The organism is bacterium (assembly GCA_016699595.1).
Classification (GTDB): domain Bacteria; phylum Patescibacteriota; class Dojkabacteria.
Genome location: CP064982.1, coordinates 157,846 through 178,121 on the forward strand (window position 1 = coordinate 157,846; position 20,276 = coordinate 178,121).

The 20,276-nt window shown below is 32.9% G+C and carries 19 protein-coding genes, 1 tRNA gene and 1 other RNA gene; 14 read left to right on the forward strand and 7 right to left on the reverse strand.

Annotated elements, in window-relative coordinates:
- The first annotated feature begins 7 nt into the window (after window positions 1-7).
- The 12 genes from IPJ91_00875 to IPJ91_00930 all read left to right on the forward strand — a co-directional run bounded on the left by IPJ91_00875 (window position 8) and on the right by IPJ91_00930 (window position 10,135).
- Window positions 8-598 (forward strand): hypothetical protein, encoded by a 591-nt coding sequence (locus tag IPJ91_00875; GenBank protein QQR93695.1) that lies wholly within the window; start codon window positions 8-10, stop codon window positions 596-598.
- Window positions 599-710: 112 nt separating this feature from the next.
- Window positions 711-1,301, forward strand: coding sequence for a hypothetical protein (locus tag IPJ91_00880; GenBank protein QQR93696.1), 591 nt, complete (start codon window positions 711-713; stop codon window positions 1,299-1,301).
- 154 nt (window positions 1,302-1,455) lie between these two features.
- Window positions 1,456-2,820: a transcription termination/antitermination protein NusA gene (locus IPJ91_00885; protein QQR93697.1), complete on the forward strand. Its 1,365-nt coding sequence runs from the start codon at window positions 1,456-1,458 to the stop codon at window positions 2,818-2,820.
- 21 nt (window positions 2,821-2,841) lie between these two features.
- Window positions 2,842-2,913 (forward strand) — tRNA-Glu (locus tag IPJ91_00890).
- Window positions 2,914-3,219: 306 nt separating this feature from the next.
- Window positions 3,220-4,986 (forward strand): hypothetical protein, encoded by a 1,767-nt coding sequence (locus tag IPJ91_00895; GenBank protein ID QQR93698.1) that lies wholly within the window; start codon window positions 3,220-3,222, stop codon window positions 4,984-4,986.
- A gap of 93 nt (window positions 4,987-5,079) precedes the next feature.
- Entirely contained in the window at window positions 5,080-5,256 is a 177-nt protein-coding gene (gene rpmF / locus IPJ91_00900; protein QQR93699.1) for a 50S ribosomal protein L32, read from the forward strand.
- 8 nt (window positions 5,257-5,264) lie between these two features.
- A complete protein-coding gene (nusB, locus tag IPJ91_00905; protein ID QQR93700.1) occupies window positions 5,265-5,711 on the forward strand; it encodes a transcription antitermination factor NusB in 447 nt (148 codons plus the stop codon).
- A gap of 209 nt (window positions 5,712-5,920) precedes the next feature.
- Window positions 5,921-6,607 (forward strand): ribonuclease III, encoded by a 687-nt coding sequence (rnc, locus tag IPJ91_00910; GenBank protein QQR93701.1) that lies wholly within the window; start codon window positions 5,921-5,923, stop codon window positions 6,605-6,607.
- A 185-nt stretch (window positions 6,608-6,792) separates the two neighbouring features.
- Window positions 6,793-7,092 carry a 30S ribosomal protein S16 gene (gene rpsP / locus IPJ91_00915; protein QQR93702.1) on the forward strand — a complete coding sequence of 100 codons (300 nt, stop codon included), beginning with the start codon at window positions 6,793-6,795 and terminating at the stop codon, window positions 7,090-7,092.
- Between the two features lie 75 nt (window positions 7,093-7,167).
- Window positions 7,168-7,536 carry a YraN family protein gene (locus IPJ91_00920; protein ID QQR93703.1) on the forward strand — a complete coding sequence of 123 codons (369 nt, stop codon included), beginning with the start codon at window positions 7,168-7,170 and terminating at the stop codon, window positions 7,534-7,536.
- 91 nt (window positions 7,537-7,627) lie between these two features.
- Complete coding sequence (locus IPJ91_00925) at window positions 7,628-9,385, forward strand: hypothetical protein (GenBank protein ID QQR93704.1); 1,758 nt, start codon at window positions 7,628-7,630, stop codon at window positions 9,383-9,385.
- A gap of 15 nt (window positions 9,386-9,400) precedes the next feature.
- The gene (locus tag IPJ91_00930) at window positions 9,401-10,135 is read left to right on the forward strand and encodes an SDR family oxidoreductase (GenBank protein ID QQR93705.1); all 735 of its coding nucleotides are present in this window, start codon (window positions 9,401-9,403) and stop codon (window positions 10,133-10,135) included.
- 20 nt (window positions 10,136-10,155) lie between these two features.
- Here the strand turns inward: IPJ91_00930 and IPJ91_00935 are convergent, their stop codons facing one another.
- Entirely contained in the window at window positions 10,156-11,328 is a 1,173-nt protein-coding gene (locus IPJ91_00935; GenBank protein QQR93706.1) for a hypothetical protein, read from the reverse strand.
- Window positions 11,329-11,419: 91 nt separating this feature from the next.
- Between IPJ91_00935 and mutL the strand changes: the two genes are divergently transcribed.
- On the forward strand, window positions 11,420-13,240 hold the full coding sequence (gene mutL / locus IPJ91_00940; GenBank protein QQR93707.1) for a DNA mismatch repair endonuclease MutL: 1,821 nt from the start codon (window positions 11,420-11,422) through the stop codon (window positions 13,238-13,240).
- Between the two features lie 18 nt (window positions 13,241-13,258).
- Window positions 13,259-13,864 (forward strand): DUF192 domain-containing protein, encoded by a 606-nt coding sequence (locus tag IPJ91_00945; GenBank protein ID QQR93708.1) that lies wholly within the window; start codon window positions 13,259-13,261, stop codon window positions 13,862-13,864.
- Here the strand turns inward: IPJ91_00945 and IPJ91_00950 are convergent.
- The 6 genes from IPJ91_00950 to IPJ91_00975 all read right to left on the reverse strand — a co-directional run bounded on the left by IPJ91_00950 (window position 13,851) and on the right by IPJ91_00975 (window position 20,242).
- Window positions 13,851-14,561, reverse strand: a complete 711-nt coding sequence (locus IPJ91_00950; GenBank protein ID QQR93709.1) for an N-acetylmuramoyl-L-alanine amidase — start codon at window positions 14,559-14,561, stop codon at window positions 13,851-13,853. The genes IPJ91_00945 and IPJ91_00950 overlap by 14 nt on opposite strands.
- 34 nt (window positions 14,562-14,595) lie before the next feature.
- Window positions 14,596-16,593, reverse strand: a complete 1,998-nt coding sequence (locus IPJ91_00955) for a DUF2207 domain-containing protein (GenBank protein QQR93710.1) — start codon at window positions 16,591-16,593, stop codon at window positions 14,596-14,598.
- A 41-nt stretch (window positions 16,594-16,634) separates the two neighbouring features.
- Complete coding sequence (locus tag IPJ91_00960) at window positions 16,635-17,186, reverse strand: LemA family protein (protein QQR93711.1); 552 nt, start codon at window positions 17,184-17,186, stop codon at window positions 16,635-16,637.
- 153 nt (window positions 17,187-17,339) lie between these two features.
- Window positions 17,340-17,648, reverse strand: a complete 309-nt coding sequence (locus IPJ91_00965) for a hypothetical protein (protein QQR93712.1) — start codon at window positions 17,646-17,648, stop codon at window positions 17,340-17,342.
- A gap of 13 nt (window positions 17,649-17,661) precedes the next feature.
- Window positions 17,662-17,975, reverse strand: an RNA gene (gene rnpB, locus IPJ91_00970) — RNase P RNA component class A.
- Window positions 17,976-18,100: 125 nt separating this feature from the next.
- Window positions 18,101-20,242: a polyribonucleotide nucleotidyltransferase gene (locus IPJ91_00975; GenBank protein QQR93713.1), complete on the reverse strand. Its 2,142-nt coding sequence runs from the start codon at window positions 20,240-20,242 to the stop codon at window positions 18,101-18,103.
- Between the last annotated feature and the right edge of the window lie 34 nt (window positions 20,243-20,276).

Sequence of the window (20,276 nt, forward strand, 5' to 3'; positions counted from 1 at the left end):
TGTACGAATGGGAATAAATTTGATAAAAAAAAGAAATATCAACCTTGGCGATATCAAAAGTTCTTCTCAATTGAAAAAAGGTCGAAGACGAATTTTGAATAAGGATACTTTGGTGGTCGTAAATATATTTTTATTTATGTTGACTTGTCTCATTGCTGTAGGATTTATATTATTTTATTGGAAAGTTTTGAATGAATCCAAAAAGGCACAAGACGAAGCTAGATATTTTAAAAACGAACTTAATCTTTTAACTCTAGAACAAGAGGGCTATGTCGAGTTGGCTGGGAAGACGAATCTGCTTAAGAAAAATATATTGACAGACAATTTGCAAGCGGATGTCTATGACAAAATGAAAGCGGTATTTGATAGCTTGAGAGATAACTATGAATTTCAAAGTATCTTTTATGATGGAAATAATTTTACATATTCTTTCATTACTGACGATTACGACTCAGCTGCAATGTTTATAAATAGTATCAAAGTTTCTGAAGAGTTGAAAAAATTATTTGGTTCTTTTGAATATCAAAGATCAAATTATAATTCAGAGAGTGGAAGAGTTGTAACTTCAATCAAATTTAGTGTTAAATCGAAAATCTAGCAAAATAACAAATATTGAGGAATTTCAGAACAAAAAAATTGTTCAAAAATCTTATTTTAGCAGGACTTTATTCTACAGTCTACCATTGCTTTTTCTAATGTTATGGCCAAGTATGTTAGTTTTTCAAGTTATCCCTACCTATAACGCAATCAGAACTGAGCAATCCTCAAAAAAACTATATGAAAATCAAGTAGTTGAGTATAGGAAAGACATAAGGAGTATTCAAAGTAACCAAGTTGGAGATATAACATATGCACTAAATCTTTTGAATCGATGGATACCTACTAATTCTGGAACAGTTTCGGTCGTCAAAGAAGAATTTGACTCACTGGTATCATCTTATCACCTACAGTTGGAAGATTTTCGAGCTGGAGAATCTATTACAAAGGCTTCCAAAGATTTTCTTGAAGATCTGAATGTTGAATTTAACAACGATTTAATGAGAAATGTACCTATAGAATTAAAAGTAAAGGGTAATGTTGAAGATGTATTTGTTCTATTAGATAAAATTCAACATTATACGACATTCAATATGGTGAAGTTGGTGAGGCTATCAAAAGAAGCGGATGTTTGGACGGGAAGTATATTGATTCTACGGGTAAATTTTTCTGAAAGTTTTGAACTAAATAAAGAAAATTTTATTGGGAATATTATTGATGAAGATGTAGTAAAGGGAATAAGAGAGCGAGCAATTGTAAACTAATTAAAGATAATTGAAAAATTCATATTGATTATCTTAAGATCTATGTTACAATTGTCACAGATAATTATTTTGATTTTGCGAGGTAGAGATATCTCGCTTTTTTTATATATATTATTTTATAAATTAACAAACTTAAAATTTAACTATATAAACTATGGCAATTCAATCTGACCTTATATTATCAATAAATCAAATTGCTGCGGAAAGAGGTATAAATCCTGATGAGGTTATGAACTCTTTACTATATGCAATAGTATCAAATTATCAAGATATGCTCGGTTATACAGATAATATTGAAGCATACTTTGATAGTAAAGAAGACAAAATCAAAGTTATTGCAAAAAAGGAAGTTGTTGACATTACAAATGATGATGCACATCAGATACCTTTGATCCAAGCTATACTGATCAGGCCAAGTTCGAAAGTTGGTGAAATTATTGATGTTGATGTTAGTAAGGAAGGAGATTTTGGTAGAATTGCTGCTCAATCTGCTAGATCAATACTTTATCAAAAAGTTCGTGATATTGAAAAGGACACTATACTGAAAACCTTTGAAGGTAGTATAGGAAGTATTGAAACGGGTGTTATTCAAAGAGTTGAATTCAATAAAGAAACCAATGAGATTGAAAGAATCATCGTAGAAATTCGCAAGGCTCTAGCTACTATGAGGTCAGAAGACAAGATTCCAGGTGAAATTTACAAATCAGGAAATAAAATAAAAGTTGTAATCAAATCAATAGAAGGTGAAAACGAAAATAGAAGGCTTATAGTAAGCAGAGGAGATAGCTTATTTTTGGAGGGGTTGTTCAAGTTGGAAGTTCCGGAAATTGAATCTGATACTGTAGAGATCAAAGCTGTAGCCAGAGAAGCAGGCTCAAGATCAAAAGTCGCAGTTTGGTCAAACGAGGCCGGTATTGATGCAATTGGCTCTTGTGTAGGTCAAAGAGGTGTAAGAATAAACAACATAACAAATGAGCTCAGATTTGGTAAATTTGAAGAGAAGGTAGATATCATACTGTGGGATCCAAATGATGATCTTTTCGTAGCAAACTCGCTTTCTCCAGCCCAAACAATCAAAGTTAAATATTTTGAGAATGGAGTTACCTGGGAGGAACTTTTGAAAGCGGCGAAAAAGATTGATAAGACTACCTATGTTACCAATACAAACAATGATGAAGAAACTCCTATCGAAGAAGAAGTCGTAGACCAAGCAGAAAAAGCTGAAGCAGAAGGGATTCAAATATCTGATAACACAGATTCTACGCAAAAAATTGATAATTCATTTGAACTATATGAATATGAAGGATTTTTGATTAGTAAGCCAAATGATGTCCAGTTGACTGATTTTGCAATTGAACCAAATACAGCGAAAGTTATCGTGCCAGACGAACAATTATCCTTAGCAATTGGGAAGGAAGGACAAAATGCACGGCTTGCTGCAAGACTTACAGGTATAAAAATTGATATACAAGGTGAAACACAACAAGTCGAAACCAATCAAAATGTGAATGTTTTGTAAATCCCTACTCGAGTAGGGTGAGGCTTCATCGTCTAACGGTTAGGACGCCGCCTTCTCAAGGCAGAAATCGGAGTTCGATTCTCCGTGGAGCTAATTTTGGAAAACAAACCATTTCCTGGAAATAAGTTATTCGATAAAAAATAAGTCAGAAATAACATCATATCCAAGATCTAGTATGTATATTTAAATTGAGATAATGTTTTATATTAGGTTCGTTACTACAATATCCAAAGATATTTATGAATCACAAATTTTGTTGATGACAAATACAGTTGATTATTTTCCATTTGTATATATTTCAGAAATAATCACGTAATCTTTTTAAGGTCTTTTAGAATAATTGATACAAAAAACTATGTTGGTAATAGCATTTGATGTAGCTAATTAAACAATCCCAAAATGTTTTTGATGATTGCAAATCAAACAAAAAAATTCTTTCATAAAATAGATACTGAAAGCACTTTGATGTTGTCAATTTCTATGATGATAATAAGTATCAGCACTAAGCTCATAGGTTTGGTAAACCAGGTACTTTTGATAAATAAGCTTGGTACAAGTTCGACGGATTTTGCAATTTACAATATTGCTTCTATTATTCCAGAATTTCTAAGTTCTGTTATCTTTCTGGGGTCAATCACAGCTGCGGTGATCCCTACTCTAAATTCTGTGAGAGCTAGAAAAGGAGATACTGAGTTTACAAAAGTGTTTCAAGATGGTTTAAGGTTTCTCTCTTTCATTTATGTTGTATTAGCTGTGATTATTATTATATTCATTCCTCTATTTTTGCCTGCATTGTTAGGAGAAAGAACCTTTTCGACTGATGATATTTCCAAAGTAATTTTATATACAAGGTTGCTTTTGATCCCTCAAATTATACTAGGTATATCGGCCTATTTTATGGCAGGCTTACAAACACTATACAAATTCATTGTCCCACAACTTACAGGTTTGATATATAACCTAGGTATTTTGATTGGAATAGTTCTTTTTTTGAATAACTTCAATAATTTGATTGCTCTGTTTTTGGGTTCTTTGATTGCATCGTTGTTACATTTAACTATTCAGCTCCCTCAAATCAAAGAAGAAAAACTTCTTCAAAAAATACATAATGAATCATTTGAAAAAATTAGTCATTTCAAAACTAAGTTCAAAAGTTTTATAGGACTTACTTCTGAGACTCTTAGTATGGCAAAATTGGGTATACCTAGAATGCTTGGAGTTGCATCAAATCAGGTACTTTTTTCTGCGGAGAAGTTAATAGTCCAAAATATATCTGTAAATGCAGTAAACCAACTAAGAGGAGCTAGTTCACTTGTAAATATTCCCTTTTCGATGATAGTTTATACATTCTCCATAGTAGCATTATCAAAGATGTCTAGAGAATTTGCCAATGGACATATGCAAAAAGTAAAAGAAGTTTTTCTAACCTTGTTTAGCCAAGTGATGTATCTATCTATACCTGTTGCAGCGATTTTGATAGTTCTCCGAGTTCCGTTGGTTCGTATGACTTACGGAATGTATCCAAGTAATCCATTGCCATGGATTGATACTTTGTCTATAGCCTGGATAATCATGTTTTATGCCGTTGGCTTGATATTTGTAATTGCAAACACTTTGTTTTCTCAACTTTTTTTTGCCACGAAAAGAACTTTGCTGCCATTCCTTATCAATCTTTTTATTGTGTTTTTTGGAATACTCTTAGCAATAGGCTTTACAAACTTCTTCTCACACAGTGACACATTGGTATTTAGTAGTATAAATTGGGATTTGTCCAATTTTGGCAAATCTCTGCATGTCACAAGCGAAGGAAATCCTGGACTTGCTGCTATTGGGGGTGTAGGTTTGGCTAGTTCACTTGTGAATTTTTTTGCATTCTTTATATTTCTTTATTTCATCAACAAAAAAATCTTTGTGCTAGGCAAAAAAGAGTTTTGGATAACTCTTGTCAATAAGTTTTCAACTGGAGTTTTGATGACTTTCAGTATGTTCTGGGTATCAAAATTTTACGAAGTAAGCTATGCGACGGAAACAGTATGGGAATTACTGATATCTACCTCTATTACAATGATTGTAGGGTTGCTGATATACTTTGTTAGTGGATATTTTTTCAGAATAGAAGAGACATACTATCTAACGAACAAATTGAAGCGATTGTTGAAACTTTAGTTTTTGTTTCAGATTTATTTGTAAAAGTGAGAAATGTTTATTATAATCAGTGGAGTTAACTATATGACAAATTAAATTATTAAATAAAAGAAAATGGGAGCATTACCAAAACGAAAAACATCAAAATCAAGGACCTTGAAACGAAGATCAGTTGACAAAATTTCTCTACCACAACTTGTTGTAGAAAATGTAAGCAAAACAAAGACTTTGCCTCACAGAGCGTCATCTGCAGGTATCTACAAAGGTAAGAAGGTATTCAAGGTAAAATAGTCCTTCACATGGCAAAACCTCTTCATCTAAGACATAAGACTAGAGTTCTTCTTTTGCAAAAGTTATTTGAAAGATATGTCAAGAATAAATCTATACAGGTTTTTGACCAATCAGATATAGATTTTCAGTCACTACTTCAGATAAATGGGTTTCAAGATTATGCAAAAGAACTGTATGAGAAACTATCTTCATGTGTAAGCAAAAATCTTGCAACAATTGATTCAAAGATTCAGGTTTATTCTACTGAGCGAAACATTGACACTTTGCCCTTGATAGACATTTGTATATTGCGAATAGCTGTTTGTGAAAAGTATTTCGCAAGAACAGCTGAAGATAAAGTCATCATAAATGAGGCGATTGAGTTGGCAAAGGAATTTGGAGGAATTGAAGACGGAGCCTTTGTAAATGCCATACTCGACAATATGTTCAAAAAAGAAGCTAAGGTAACAAGTTGATAATGATTCCGCATGCTAAAAGTTTTTGAGCAGTGTAACATTAATTATTTGTGAGTATGATTTAATCTTCCTAGTCCCTTTATTCAAAGTTTCGTCCTTGGCGGTCAAGATTGAATTTCGATAGAGGATTTAACCAACTATTACATATCTCAAAATTCTTATAAAATATAAGTTTCGCAGATAAAAAGTATACTAAAACACAACTACAAATGAAAGACACTTTGCAAAAACTCAATCACATTCTGGGAATTGAAATAAAAAATCATCAAATATTTCTAGATGCACTTACACATAGATCATACTTGAATGAACACAAGAATGAAAACCCGAATTCAAATGAAAGACTAGAATTTCTTGGTGATGCTGTTTTGGAATTACTTACTTCAGAATTTTTGTTTGAAAAGTTTCCTGACAAACAAGAAGGAGAATTGACTTCGTTTAGAGCTTCGCTAGTTAGAACTGAGATACTAGCCGAGGTAACGAAAGAGCTTGAGCTACACAAGTTTTTGAGAATGGGTAGATCAGAAGATGTTGAGAAAGTATCTGTTGCTATACTAGCAGATATGTTTGAAGCTTTGATTGGTGCTATTTTTGTAGATTTAGGTATTGACAAAGTGAAGGCTTTCTTGAGCAAAAACTTATTTCTTAGGATAGATGATATAGTTGCGAAAAACTTGTTCACAGATCCAAAAACATACTATCAATCTTATATTCAAGAAAAAGAGAAATTCACACCTACATACTCAATTATTTCAGAAAAAGGCAAAGATCATGACAAAGAATTCACCGCTGGAGTATATGTAAATGGTGAGCTTAGAGGCGTTGGTTTGGGTAGATCAAAACAATCTGCAGAAACTGAGGCAGCAAGAGTGGCAGTGGATGGTTTGATTATATAATTTGTTCGTAGTTTAGATGCATAATCACTTAATATATAGTATGATTATCATCATTTTAATAATGCTCTTTTTTTGATTTGATGAGTTTGAGTTTTGTGTTATAATTCAAAATCGGTACACCAGAAAGTATCCCTCATATTATTTAGTACCCTACTCCTGAAGGGTTATTATCTTTTATAACACATATGCTAAAAATACGACTAATGCGTTTCGGAAAAAAACGAGACCCACATTATAGAATAATTGTAACAGAAGCAAGATCACCAAGACAAGGTTGGTATACTGACCAAGTAGGAACCTACTACCCTATGACAAATCCTGCAACTGTAAATCTTGATAAAGACAAGGTCAAAGAGTGGATGAGTAAAGGTGCACAGCCAACCGAAACTGTTTACGATATACTTGCGAAAGCTGGAGTTCTAACTCCAAAAAAGCAAGGAGAGAAAACGACACAAAAAAAATCTGATAAAAAGAAAAAAAGGTAGGAAAGATCATAAACTGCAAAAATAAACATCAAAAAGAGGCTTATTTTGAAGTCTCTTTTTTGTTATCATTCCTGCGTGATAAGCAAACAAATTGGTTACTTAGGAGAGAAGCTGGCTGCCGAATACTTGCAAAAACTCCAATACCAAATTCTTCAAACAAACTTCACTGCACTTGGTGGCGAAATTGACATAATTGCTATGAAGGATGAGTCTTATAGATTCATAGAAGTGAAAACTTCAGCCAATTCAATTGTCAAGCCTGTTGAAATGATCAGTCGAAAAAAAATAGTGCATCTTAGACATATAGCAACTGTATGGCTTACTCGTAATGGAAAAAGTATCTACGATGATAACTTTGGATTTGACTTTGTAGGCATAGAACTTGAAAGTCCATCTTTGCAAATAAAATCTATTGAATTTATCAAGGATTTTTTGATAAACTAACTTTGTGTTGTGAATTTCTAGCAATGTTAAATACTAATTGTTATTAATATTAACTTTGTTATGAACAATTATTTAATTTATCCTTAACAATATGAATACAACAAACAATCCAGCCAAATCAAACAAAAGATTGGTATTTTTTGTAGTTGGCGCAGTTGCAATAGTATTTTGTTGCATAATTTTTGCAATCGTTGCATCTGTTTCTACAAAATTATACAAAGAGAACTCAACTATCTCTAGCAAAGCAGTAGGAGATGATACCTTTGATCCAGATGCTTCTTTGGACTATTCAAATGTTAGTCAAGAACCATTTGTCAGTGGGCAATTTCTTCCAAAGGTAAATGGATTTGCATTCCAAAACTATGGAAATGAAAGCGGAATGCAAAATTTAACTCCAGCTCAAATGTATGATATGTTTGGCAAAAATGTATGTTTGAATGGTAGTAGAGAGAATTGCAAACTAAATAATGTAGCAGAAACTTGGATGCTTGAAGTGAACAACAATTTGCAAATTGGTCATTGTGCTGGGTTTACTATTTTGAGTAACTTTATGAAGAGTGGATATGTCTCACCTTCGAAATTTGGTGGTTCAAATGCATATGCCCTGTCTCAAAGTAACAAAGAATTGCAGTCAGAAATTGCTAAGTGGGCAAGCTATCAATTTATTTCAAATAGTTATACACAGCCAATCAATTCAACTCCTGCAGAAGTTATAAATATACTTTCAAAACCATTTCCTGCAGATGGCTATATGTTACTTGTATTTCAACCAGGTTACAAGGCTGGTCATGCAGTTACACCAACTAGAGTTATAGATGCTGGATCAGGCAAGTATAAGATAGGTATTTATGACAACAATTTGCCAGGAATTGAAAGATATGTCGATGTAAATACAAGTTCAAATACATGGAGCTACTACGCTACAATAAATCCTGGTTATCCAGAGGCGGAATACTCGGGCGATGACTTTACGCAAACATTACTCTTAGTTAGAACTGACTTGATGAAAAATAAACCAGACTGTGGAGATAAATGCGAGGTCTCACATAACTATTTGGAAGATGAAACTTCATCAGCAACATCAAAATCGACTAGTTCAAATTCTACAACTTCAGCTGACGAAGTAAACTTTGATAACGAACAAAAGTTAGCAATTGAGCATCAAATCATTTTTTCTACGAATAATGAATTTGAAATTACTGATCCAAATGGTAATAGATTTACATACAAAAATGGAGAAATCGAAGACAAGAGTAATTCGATCTCATTTGTACCTATAGTTTCAGGAGTTTTATGGAATGACTCGCTACCTCCAGTTGTAAATTTGGAAAAAAGTGGTGTATATAAAATGAGAGTTTATAAGGGAGAAAAGAAATCTGCTGATTTTGCATATTTCAACAAAACATACGCATTCAAAATGCAAGAAAGTTTGATAATAGATGATTATGCTGATCTAAGTGTAGATACACAAACTATGACAGTAACAGTTGATACCAAAAGTATCAAACCAAATAATGTCGAAGTTGAGAATACTTACGATGACTATGATCAAACATTGAATTTCGAAGATATGGATTTCTATGATGATAGTTTTGAATTTAGCTTAGATAGTGAGAATAATGCAGAATATAGTATGGATGGATTAAAGGAGACTGAGCTTACAATAGATAGATCATCTGCTGATGGTGACAATAGTTTGAAATACAATTTGAAGTTTAGCGAAGAAGAGGCTAGACAGATTGATCTATACATTCATAGTAGTGACAATCCAATAATGTTTGAAGCGGATATGAAAGTTCTAAATATGGTCAAAGATTTAGAGAAACTGTTTGAAGAAATATATCCATAGTATTTATTGAAAAAAGTGAATAAAACTGCCACAGAAGACAAAAAGATCATTCTGATAACTGGAGCTACTGATGGTTTTGGTTTGTTAGTAGCTAAATTGATGTCTGAAGATGAAAACTATAAAGTCGTTATCTGTGGCAGGAATATACATAGAGTTAGTAAAACAATGGTTCAACTAGGGATAGATGGCTATGTTTGTGATGTTCGATCTGATATTGATTGCCAAAACTTTGTCAATTTCGTTATTGAAAAGTATTCTAAGATAGATATACTTATCAATAATGCAGGTATCTTATTTGATGGAGACATTGATGAAAATACATATGATGAAATAAGTATTCTTGTTGATACAAATATAAAAGGAGTTGAGTTTATGACCCATGCGGTTGTTCCATTTATGAAAATACAAAAGTCTGGCTACATAATTAATATTGGTTCACAATCAGGCTTGTATCATAGACATAAGCGAAGTTTATACAATTCTTCCAAATGGGCTGTGACCGGTTTTACGAAATGTTTGCAAGTTGATCTTGCTAAGTATGGCATCAGGGTAACTGGGTTTTACCCTGGACAGATGAAAACATCAATCTTCCAAAAGTCGCAATCGATCAATGATTTGAGCAAAGCTCTTGACCCACAGAAGGCAGCTGAAGTCTTGCGATACATTATCAAACTAGATTCGAGCATTCTTATACCAGAGATAGGTATCAAATCGCTATCTCAAACTTCAACTGAAGAGATTTGTTATTAGTTATTATTTTATAGTAAAGTTTAATATATTTCTAATTCGACATTGTCCTTATTCCAAATATCTTTCACTTCATCAATTAGCTTCCACTGGAATGCAAGTTCTTCTACTGACACAAAGAAATTACAATTTACTTTATTGCAATCCAATAGTTTTTGCAACAAAAAGTGGTATTCATTACTTACTGCACTATCATTTTTGAAATTGTAAATGAAGTTTTCGCTATTTGTGAATTTAAATATTATATTCGTTTTAGTTGCATTTAGTCTCTTACCAGATCGAATCACAAACTTTATATTTTGAAACTTGTCTGATCTAAAAGTTACTTCAAAGTAAGTTTCTGTTTGAGAACTTTTCTCGATATTTTCAATATCAGTATACTCTTTGTACTGACCTCTTTTGCTAGATGAATAGTGTAAATCCGAAATAGCTTTGGCTCTAAGTCGTGCATAGTTTTCAAAATCAAAGTCTTTCGTAGTTATTTGAATCATTGCCAAAACCTCAAGTAAATGGTTTTGTCCTACATCAACCAAAGCTCCTACTTTGTCATAAAATTCAGCTCGTTTCTCAACTCCAAATTGCTCCAAAATTTCAACTTCTATACGAGTCAAATTCTTTCTATTCATAATGTCCCTAAAAACTTGTCTTGTATCATCGTCAAACAAAACTTTATTCAATTTGGGCTTACCAAGATAATGATCCACTCTATAAATATTATTTTCATCAAATAATTGTGAAAGTTTCGCATTCAAAACTTGGCAAGAATGACTGTCAAGTCCAAATGGTTTTTCCAATACGATTGATGAATTAACTAGTTTTTCTTTGAGAACTTCCAAGTTGGTCAATGTTCGCAAGTAATTCTGTGGGGGAATTGATAGATAAAATATATTTTGACTCAATGGGTCTATCAAATTGCCCAAATCTCTGTAGTTAGCTTGGTTTGAAGAATCTGTTTGTAGATATTTGAAAGTCATGAGAAAGTTATGCAATACCTTTTGATCTACTTTTTTGAAATAACTCTTAATTGAATTTTTCAATATATCATCAAGTTCTTCTTTTGATTTCTGACTACGACCTATTGCAAAAAACTTTGTTTCTAAGAAATGACATTCTTCAAACAACTGAAACAAGGCAGGAATGATTTTGAGTTTTGCATGATCTCCGGTAGCCCCAAAGAAAAAGAAGTTTCTTGACATAATAATAGTAGATTATCTTATATAAAGTAATCAAAAGGTTGAAAATAAAGTATATCATAAACTTCAAGTTTGTATTTGTTATAATAATTACATGCAAATACAAAAGCTATCTAAAGAATTGATAAATAAAATTGCAGCTGGTGAAGTCGTAGAAAGACCTGCTTCTATAGTCAAAGAACTTATTGAAAACTCTATTGACGCAGCTTCTAGCGATATACAAGTCAAAGTGAAAAATGGTGGAATCTCTGAAATTCGAATTATTGATAATGGTTCAGGTATAGAAGAAAGCCAAATTGAACTTGCTTTTCAAGAACATTCCACAAGCAAAATTTCCTCAATTGATGACTTATTTAGCATTCATACCAATGGATTTCGTGGTGAAGCATTATCATCGATTTCAGCAGTTTCCAAAGTTGTAATTGAAACTAGAACTGCAAGTGCAAAACTAGCAACTAAGTGTGAAATCACAAATGGACGAATTGATTCAAAAAATTATTCAAATCGAGCTGTAGGAACAAGTATCACTATAGCAGATATTTTCTACAATGTTCCAGCTCGTAGAAAATTTTTAAAAACAATCAAAACAGAAGAAAATAAAATTATAGAAGCTTTTGAACATATTGCATTTGTCTACCCTGTTATTGGCTTTAGCTTAGAAATTGATGGGAAAATGGTTTACAAGTTAACTGCTGCACAAAATAATTTTCATAGAGTTTCAGATATATTTAATTTAGATAAACAAAAATACATTGTTAAGAATTTCAACAACGAGAAATTTGACATTGATTTTATACTTTCTAAACCTTCAGCTTGTGTAAATCGAGGTGCTATGCAACTTCTCTCCGTCAATAATAGATTTATAACAGATCAAGTAATAAATACTGCAGTAAAAAATGCATATCAAGGATTTGTTCCACAGGAATTGAAGCCACAGTTTGTAATTCATTTGCAAGTCAAACCAGAAACGGTTGATGTAAATGTTCACCCTAGAAAACTTGAAGTGCGATGGGAGGATCAAAGGGAGATGTTTTCAATTATCTATACTACAGTTAGGCAAATCTTAACAAATGAATTGAAATTGGACACGCAAATCAAACTCGATCAAGGTAGCATTGAAAAATTGAATAATACACCATTTGACCTTAAGAGCAAAAGTACTTCATTAACCTATTCAAATAAATTTGGATCACATTTTGGCTATAGTTCCTCAAAGCAAAGTTCCAATCTGTCAACTAGCTTGGACAATTTGCATTCGTTGAGACAAACTAACAATGATTTTTATGACAGTCAATTTGAGTTATCTTCGATGTACAGTCCAAGTCAATCTAATATAGCAAGTACTAAATATATATCGGCTATTCAATTGCTACAAACATATATACTTTTGGAGTATTCTGACAAAGTCTTACTAATAGATCAACATGCAGCAGCAGAAAGAATAACCTTTGATAAACTAAAGCGTAAATTTGACGGCAATCAGTTTGAATCTCAAAGATTACTTTTGCCATACAAACTAGATCTTGACCAGAAACAGAAAAACTTATTGACAGAAAACCTTGATAAGTTTTTAAAGTTTGGTATAAGCATAGAAAATCTGAATAATGAATTTGTGATTCAAGAATTACCAAACTTTTTGACTACAAAAGATCTACAAAACTTAGTTGTTGAATCTTTGTCTGATTTGATTGATTATAAAATTGTGAAATTGGAAGAGGTTTATGATAGACTAATGGCAACAATAGCTTGCCATGGTTCGTATAGAGGTGGAGACAAAATGTCTCGCTTTGAGATAGATGAGCTAGTTTTAGAATTATTTCAAACAGCAAAGCCCTATTCCTGTCCACATGGCAGACCTGTTATTTGGGAACTCACTAAGTATGAACTTGAGAAAAAGTTTGGAAGAGTTGGGTAAAAAAATATGATAAATTATATGCAAATACCAAAGTATACAACGAAACAAAAAATTCAAATCATTGTCTACATTATTTTGATTGTAATTTTTCTTTCTTACCTTATGTGGAACAAATATGGTTCACAAATTCGTACATACCAACTGCGACAGGAATATATAAGGAGTATGCAAAGTTTGGCATATATCCACAATAGTACAGTTGCTTGTGCCTCTATGCGAGTTGAATCAGATTGTATATGTAATGATGATAGATCTTGGCAAGTAACCTGCTTTGATAAGAAAATAAAAATTGCTGATAGTGAGATTCAAATTGCTGTTGCTACAAACACTTCAGAACAAAATGAAGGAATGATGGAATTTAGAGAGCTACCGGTAAATTATGGTATGCTCTTTACCTTTTCGGATAATCAGGTCAGAAATTTCTGGATGAAAGACACATACTTACCACTAACAATTATATTTATGGATGAAAATTACCAAGTAGTAAATATAGCAGATGCAACTCCACTGAATCTAGCAGGTGTTTCAAGTACAAAGCCCACAAAGTATGTTCTTGAGATTCAGCAAGATCTGAATAATAAACTAAATATACAAATCGGGTCACATATACTTATAGATTTGTAAGTTCGTTACGCCAACCATTGGGTCCATGAAAAGTCTCGCCTGGACCATTGGCGCCTACAAGTACATCACAATGTCCAAGTACTTCTAAAATATTATATTTCTTTTTCAGTTTGTAGAGTATCTTATCGAGTGTGTTGATGCTCTCATTCGTTGGATATTTACATGTATAGTCTCCTACAAGAGCAATTGCTATACTTCTACAGTTCATATTCCAATCACCAGCATGCCAGCCGACATAACTATCTTCTAGTATTTGTTCAAACGAGCCATCATTCCAGATTAAATAATGATAACCAAGAAATGTCTGCCTACCTTTGTATATATGATTGGAGCAAATAGGCGTACCAAAGTAATCCTTGGAAGGTCTTGAGAATTCTGGTACATAAAGACGCAATAATGAAAGTGCATTCAAATATTCATAAGTAGCGTTTTCTTCTCCTAATGTATGATGGATCACGACGGTATCGATATCGGTTCTATCTAAGTCATGATTAGGACCAGTTTCACCTAAAGAGATTTTATCTTCATTCAATAAGTCGGCAATAATATTTGTAAATTTCCTTTTTTCTTCTACCCATATTTCATTTGCATAGTCTTCTTTAGTAATGTCATTAAAAAAATACTTGAGGTATTCGGATATTTGCAAATACCATGTCGGAGTTTCAAATATTTTAATGTCTAGTTCATTAATATTCATGATTTGAGATTAAACTTTATCGTAATTATTCAAATTACCAACTACCACCACCGCCGCCCCCTCCGCCACCACCGGAAAAACCACCTCCTCCGTTGCCGGTTGATGAACTTACAGTAGATGATATTGTAGATAAGGAATCTGATAGAGCTGTTGTGAAGTCTGTAGCATTAAATGCACTAAAGTTTATCAAATTCGTTCCAACATACCATGTTGGTGGTTCAGTAAATGTATCTTGAAATTTATCAGTCCAAATCTTGGTAACTCCTAATGCCATGGCGTATGGAAGATACTTTTCAAATGTTTCAATATCATGTTTATTTGGGTCATTTAGAAATTCAATTTGATTTTTTTCAGCTGTGCCAAGATACATTTTAAATCCTTTTACCTTCTCTTGAATTCGCTTACCAACTTCAGTTACAACACTAATTTTATTCAGCAAATATATAGCAAAAATAGCTGATGGTATAAGTACTATAACTGAGATTATATTTGGAATAAAAAAATTGGTAACGACAGATATCAATATCGCAAAACCTACTCCAAACTTTTGGAACAATAAACTTGGAGATTCTTTGAAATAACCTTTGGAAATTGCCCATGAATATAAACTTGAATGCAATGTTTGATACATTTGTGGAAAATCAGTATATTTCAAATCATTCAATTTCACCTCTTGAATATTAGTGTGTACAGTATCTAGTTGCCATGTTGAATCTATTATTTGATTGATGAAATTTCCTATCTGATGATTTTGCTTTGAATTAAAAATGTAATAGTAAAGAGATTCTTCTTCAAGAGAAAGAGGTATTTTACTCTTTGCACTAGATTCAACTGATGTATCAGGTATGCTCATAAATGAATAAGACTTTCCTATTCCGAAAGGACCTTTATCTTCTTTTATTTTCATCCAACCTTTTACACACAATGAAATAATAATTGCAGCCAAATCAGATTTACCTGCGGATTCATCTACCATTACTCCTGCTTGAGCAGGGGATAGATCTGAAGGAGGCGTATATTCTGGAACTATTACATTGTCTGATGCTTTGGAACTTGTAAGTTTATGAATCAGGGATGAAACAGCAATTGGTAAAAACGATGTACAAATTACAAGAATATCAATGATGAGTTGAAATATAGTATTTGGAGAATTTTCAAGCTTTTTTCCTACATTCACAGCAAGTGCACTAGATCCTGAGTCTTCTATGAAACTAGCAAGGATAGTTACACCTTCGTAAGGTTTCAAATCATCTACATTATAAGAAATTGTATTACCCAAAGTTTGTATATCGCAATTCTGACTACCAGTTTCTCCATAAAGTCCTGTATAGCAGTTACTTTCAGATAGATTCAAGTTTTTAGGTGTACTAAGATTTAGTGTATATTCTTGAACGTATGCATTCCATTTATTTCCCCAAAAATTCCAATACAAAGCAGTATTACCTGTCGGTGTTTTTATCAATCCATCCTGTACTAAATACTTTACATGATAAGTATAAAGACCTTTGCTTAGTGTTGCATCTTCATCTCCGATTCTTGCATACTCAAAAGTTTGAGCAGCAGATATGCCCGACTTATTGCATATCTCTGAGGTTTGAGTGCGATAGATAACTGGGTCATTTGCATTTTCACGATACACTTGAAGATTGTCAATATTTGCCCTTGCAACATAGTAAGAGATTTGACCATTCTCAAAAAAAACTCCTTCAGTCAAAGTTGGAATATATCTGTATATTCCGTGCTTCCCATCATTTAAATATATTTGAATTTTTTCATCAATGGTGAAACTTCCATCTTGGTTTAATTCAGCATTAACGACTACTTTGTGTATTGTATCTACATCTGATGAAGTAGACTTACTAAGTGAACTTTCATAACAATAACTTTGTCCAGGTAACCTCAAGAATCTAGAAATTACATTGACCGTGTTTGAGGATTTTGGGTTTGAAAATAAAAGGCCTGTAGCTAGTATACAAAAACTAAAAAAGAACATTATCCCAACGACAATTCTAAGTATTCGAACTTGTTTCATATTATAAAGGTTATGACAAAGTAAAAGTATCTACTCAGAGATTAAAATTTCACGGATACATTTTGTCTCTCTTCTTCAGGAGTTTCAAAGTATTTCTCTTCTCTAAAACCAAACATCCCAGCTAGTATATTTTGTGGAAAAGTAACTAGTGAAGTATTGTAATTTCTTACAGTTCCATTGTAATACTTTCTACTGTTTGCAATTTCTGTTTCCATAGTTTCAAGAGTAGTTTGTAACTGTTGAAAGTTTGTATTTGCCTTCAATTCGGGATAATTTTCTGCAACTGCAAAAAGTGTTTTCAAAGTTGAACTAAACTGATTGGCAACTTCCATTTTTTCATCCTGAGTTTGTGCATTCATATAACCAGAACGAAGTTGTGCAATTTTTTCAAAGACCTCACTTTCATGTTTCGCATAGCCTTTCACTGTTTCAACTAAATTTGGAACCATGTCAAATCGTTTCTTGAGCATTGTATCAATGCCAGCGAAAGCTTCTTTTATTAACTGCCTTGCAGTAGCAAGTTTGTTGTAAGTTGCAATTGCAAAAAATACAAAAAGTAAAATGATGACTCCGAGTGCTATAAGTAATGGCATAAATTTCTATCTTCTGTCTAATTGCTGAAGATCTTTCCTACAACAATATATAACAGAACTAATTTTTTTTAAATAAAATTTGAACCAAGTTAATTATACATCCTTTTGCAATAGAATGACATGAATATCATTGGCATTCTTTAGTATTTGAAGTTATGTGTTTGCACCAACCAAGAACAATAAGTTTATAAATAGTGCTATAAAAATGAGAATTATAAAGTAAACTAGCAAAATTGAAACTTTGGCAATTAAGTCAATGTCTAACTTCTTAACTGATAAAATCATTGAAATATAACTAGTAAGAAAAAGAACAGTTTGAATAATTAATTGTAAAACAGCTCCTCCTATATAACCTATTTCTTTATTTAGACTTGTTATCATTATCAGATTGGCAAATGTTGTAAAGATCGATGCAATTAAAGTCAGAATGAAAATAATTGCTAGCTTGAAGAATTTTTTCATTTTTTTGGTAAATTTTATAGCTCATTCATAAGCCAGATTCTGTTTATGCAATCATTTCTCTGAGCGACTTAGTCTTGCATCTTGCAGGGGTTACCCCACTATTACATTGCTGCAATAATGCGTGAGCTCTTACCTCACGATTTCAACCTTACCCGAAGGCGGTATGTTTCTGTTGCCCTTTTCTCCCGAAGATTACTCCCCGCTGTGTCAATTAAAAAAATTCTAATCTTCCACAGTGCAAATGGTTCAAATTACTTTCAACCACAAAGTTGATGTCTGGACTTTCCTCACCCCATTATTATGGGCCGTGATTGCTTGAATGAGCTGATGTTGATTATACAGCAAAGTACTACTTTTGGACAATATATTAAATATCAAAAAACATTGCAGTCTAATACAGGTATATTCAAATATATTCGAAAGTTCCAATGTATTCGAAATTACTGTAAACACTAGTCATGATTTACTAGACCTATACTCCACCTGCCTTCTCTATCTTTTCCCTTGACGATTATTTGAATTTTTTCACCTACTCTATATTGTTTGGTCATTGGCAGTCCATTTTGTCCAAGAATCTTCGGAAACTCAGATATATGAAGAAGTGCTTGTGTATTACCACCTCTGAAACTTACAAAAACTCCATATTCTTTGATCGTCTCTACTTGTGCTTCATATTCTTTTCCAACTTCAGGTTCGCCTACAGTGCCATCAACCATGTCAAATGCACTTACCAACGACTCTTTGGAATTTGCCATAATTGTAACTAAGCCATTATCGTCAATATTCAATTCAGCTCCAGTTTTTTCAGTAATTCCTTTGATGTTTTTTCCACCTGGACCTATAAGTTCACCTATTCTATCTGGGTTTATTTGTATTTGTCTAACTTGGGGAGCATTATCCTTCAAGACCTCGCGAGGTGCAACCAAGACTTCCTCTATTTTTTCAAGTATCTCAATTCTTTTTGAGTATGCAAGATCAAGAGCTTCTTTAATGATTTTTATATCTACTCCACCAAGTTTATTGTCCATCTGGATGGCTGTTATTCCCATTCTTGTACCAGTAACTTTGAAATCCATATCTCCAAAAAAATCTTCCTTGTCTGCCATGTCAACAACTAGTTTGTAATTATTCATATTATTGTCATCAACTACAAGACCAATAGCAATTCCAGCAACAGGAGCTTTGATAGGAACTCCTGCATCCATGAGAGCTACTGTTGAGCCGCATGTAGAAGCCATTGAACTACTTCCAGATTGAGACAAAACTTCGGATACGACTCTGATAACATATGGAAACGCAGCTATTTCAGGTATTACTGGTCTTAGAGCTTTTTCCGCCAATTCACCGTGTCCAATCTCTCTTCTTCCAGGATACAAATTAAATCTTCCTGCTTCACCTAAAGAATAAGAAGGTCCATTGTAATGATGCATATAATACCTTTCTTCTTCACCCTGATATGTTTCAGCAATTTCATAATCTTGCAGTGAGCCAAGAGTTACAATGCTCATAGCTTGTGTTATACCTCGTGAAAAAAGAGCTGACCCATGAACTATAGGGAGTACACCAGCTTCAATTGTTATTTTTCGAATTTCATCCATTTCTCTGCCTGACAATCTCCTCTTTTCAGATAGTATGCCATGTCTTGTAATCTTCTTAGAATTTTTAAAAATAAGTTCGTCAATCACAACATTACTTATTTCACTTTTTATATCATCAGGCAAATTATCTCTCTTTGCCACTAGATTGTTTTTGATCTCATCAATTTTGATAGTATATGCTTCGTCGTCATCAGTATATAGCGCTAATTTAAGGTCCCTTTCAAACTCTTCATCGGTCAAACCTAGCTTTTCAATGACACTATGATAGTTAACTTCTTCTGTTACAACTGAAAGTTTTTTCTTATTTGCTATAGCTTGCACTTTTTCTACAAATTCCTTTTGGAACCGTTCCATCACCGAAAATCCATCTATAGCAATATCAAAAGCTTTTTTCATTGTTTCTTCTCCAATTTGATTTGCACCTACCTCAATCATGGAAACTTGTTCACTAAAACCTGAAAACAATAAATCTATTTCATTATCTTTCATCTCTAGAGTAGTTGGATTGACTTTCAAACTATCACCTACTTTGCCAACTCTTACAGTTGCAATTGGTCCTGAAAATGGGACTGAAGAATTCATTATACAAGCAGAAACTGCATTCATTGCAAGCACGATTGGATCGTTTACTCCATCAAATGTCAAGAGTGTAATGATAATTTGTACTGGTTGCTTGAATGTTTTAGGAAACAATGGTCGAATTGCCCTATCAATTGCTCTAGCCTTCAAAATACTATCATCTGATTGTTTTTCTCTTTTTATAAATTTATTTTGGTTAATCCTACCAACTGCATAATGTTTGTCGACAAATTCTACGGTAAGGGGAAAGAAATCTGCATCTGATTTTTTCTTGTCAACTGTCAAGGTTACAAGAACTGTAGTGTCTCCTGCGCTTGCAAATACTGAACTGTCTGTTCTGAAAGCAAGTTTGCCTGTTTCAAACTTGAGATTTTGATTGTTGACTGAGGCTGTGTGAGTAATAATTTGGTTTAACATTTTTTTTGTATTTTCGCTTCAAAATAATATTGCT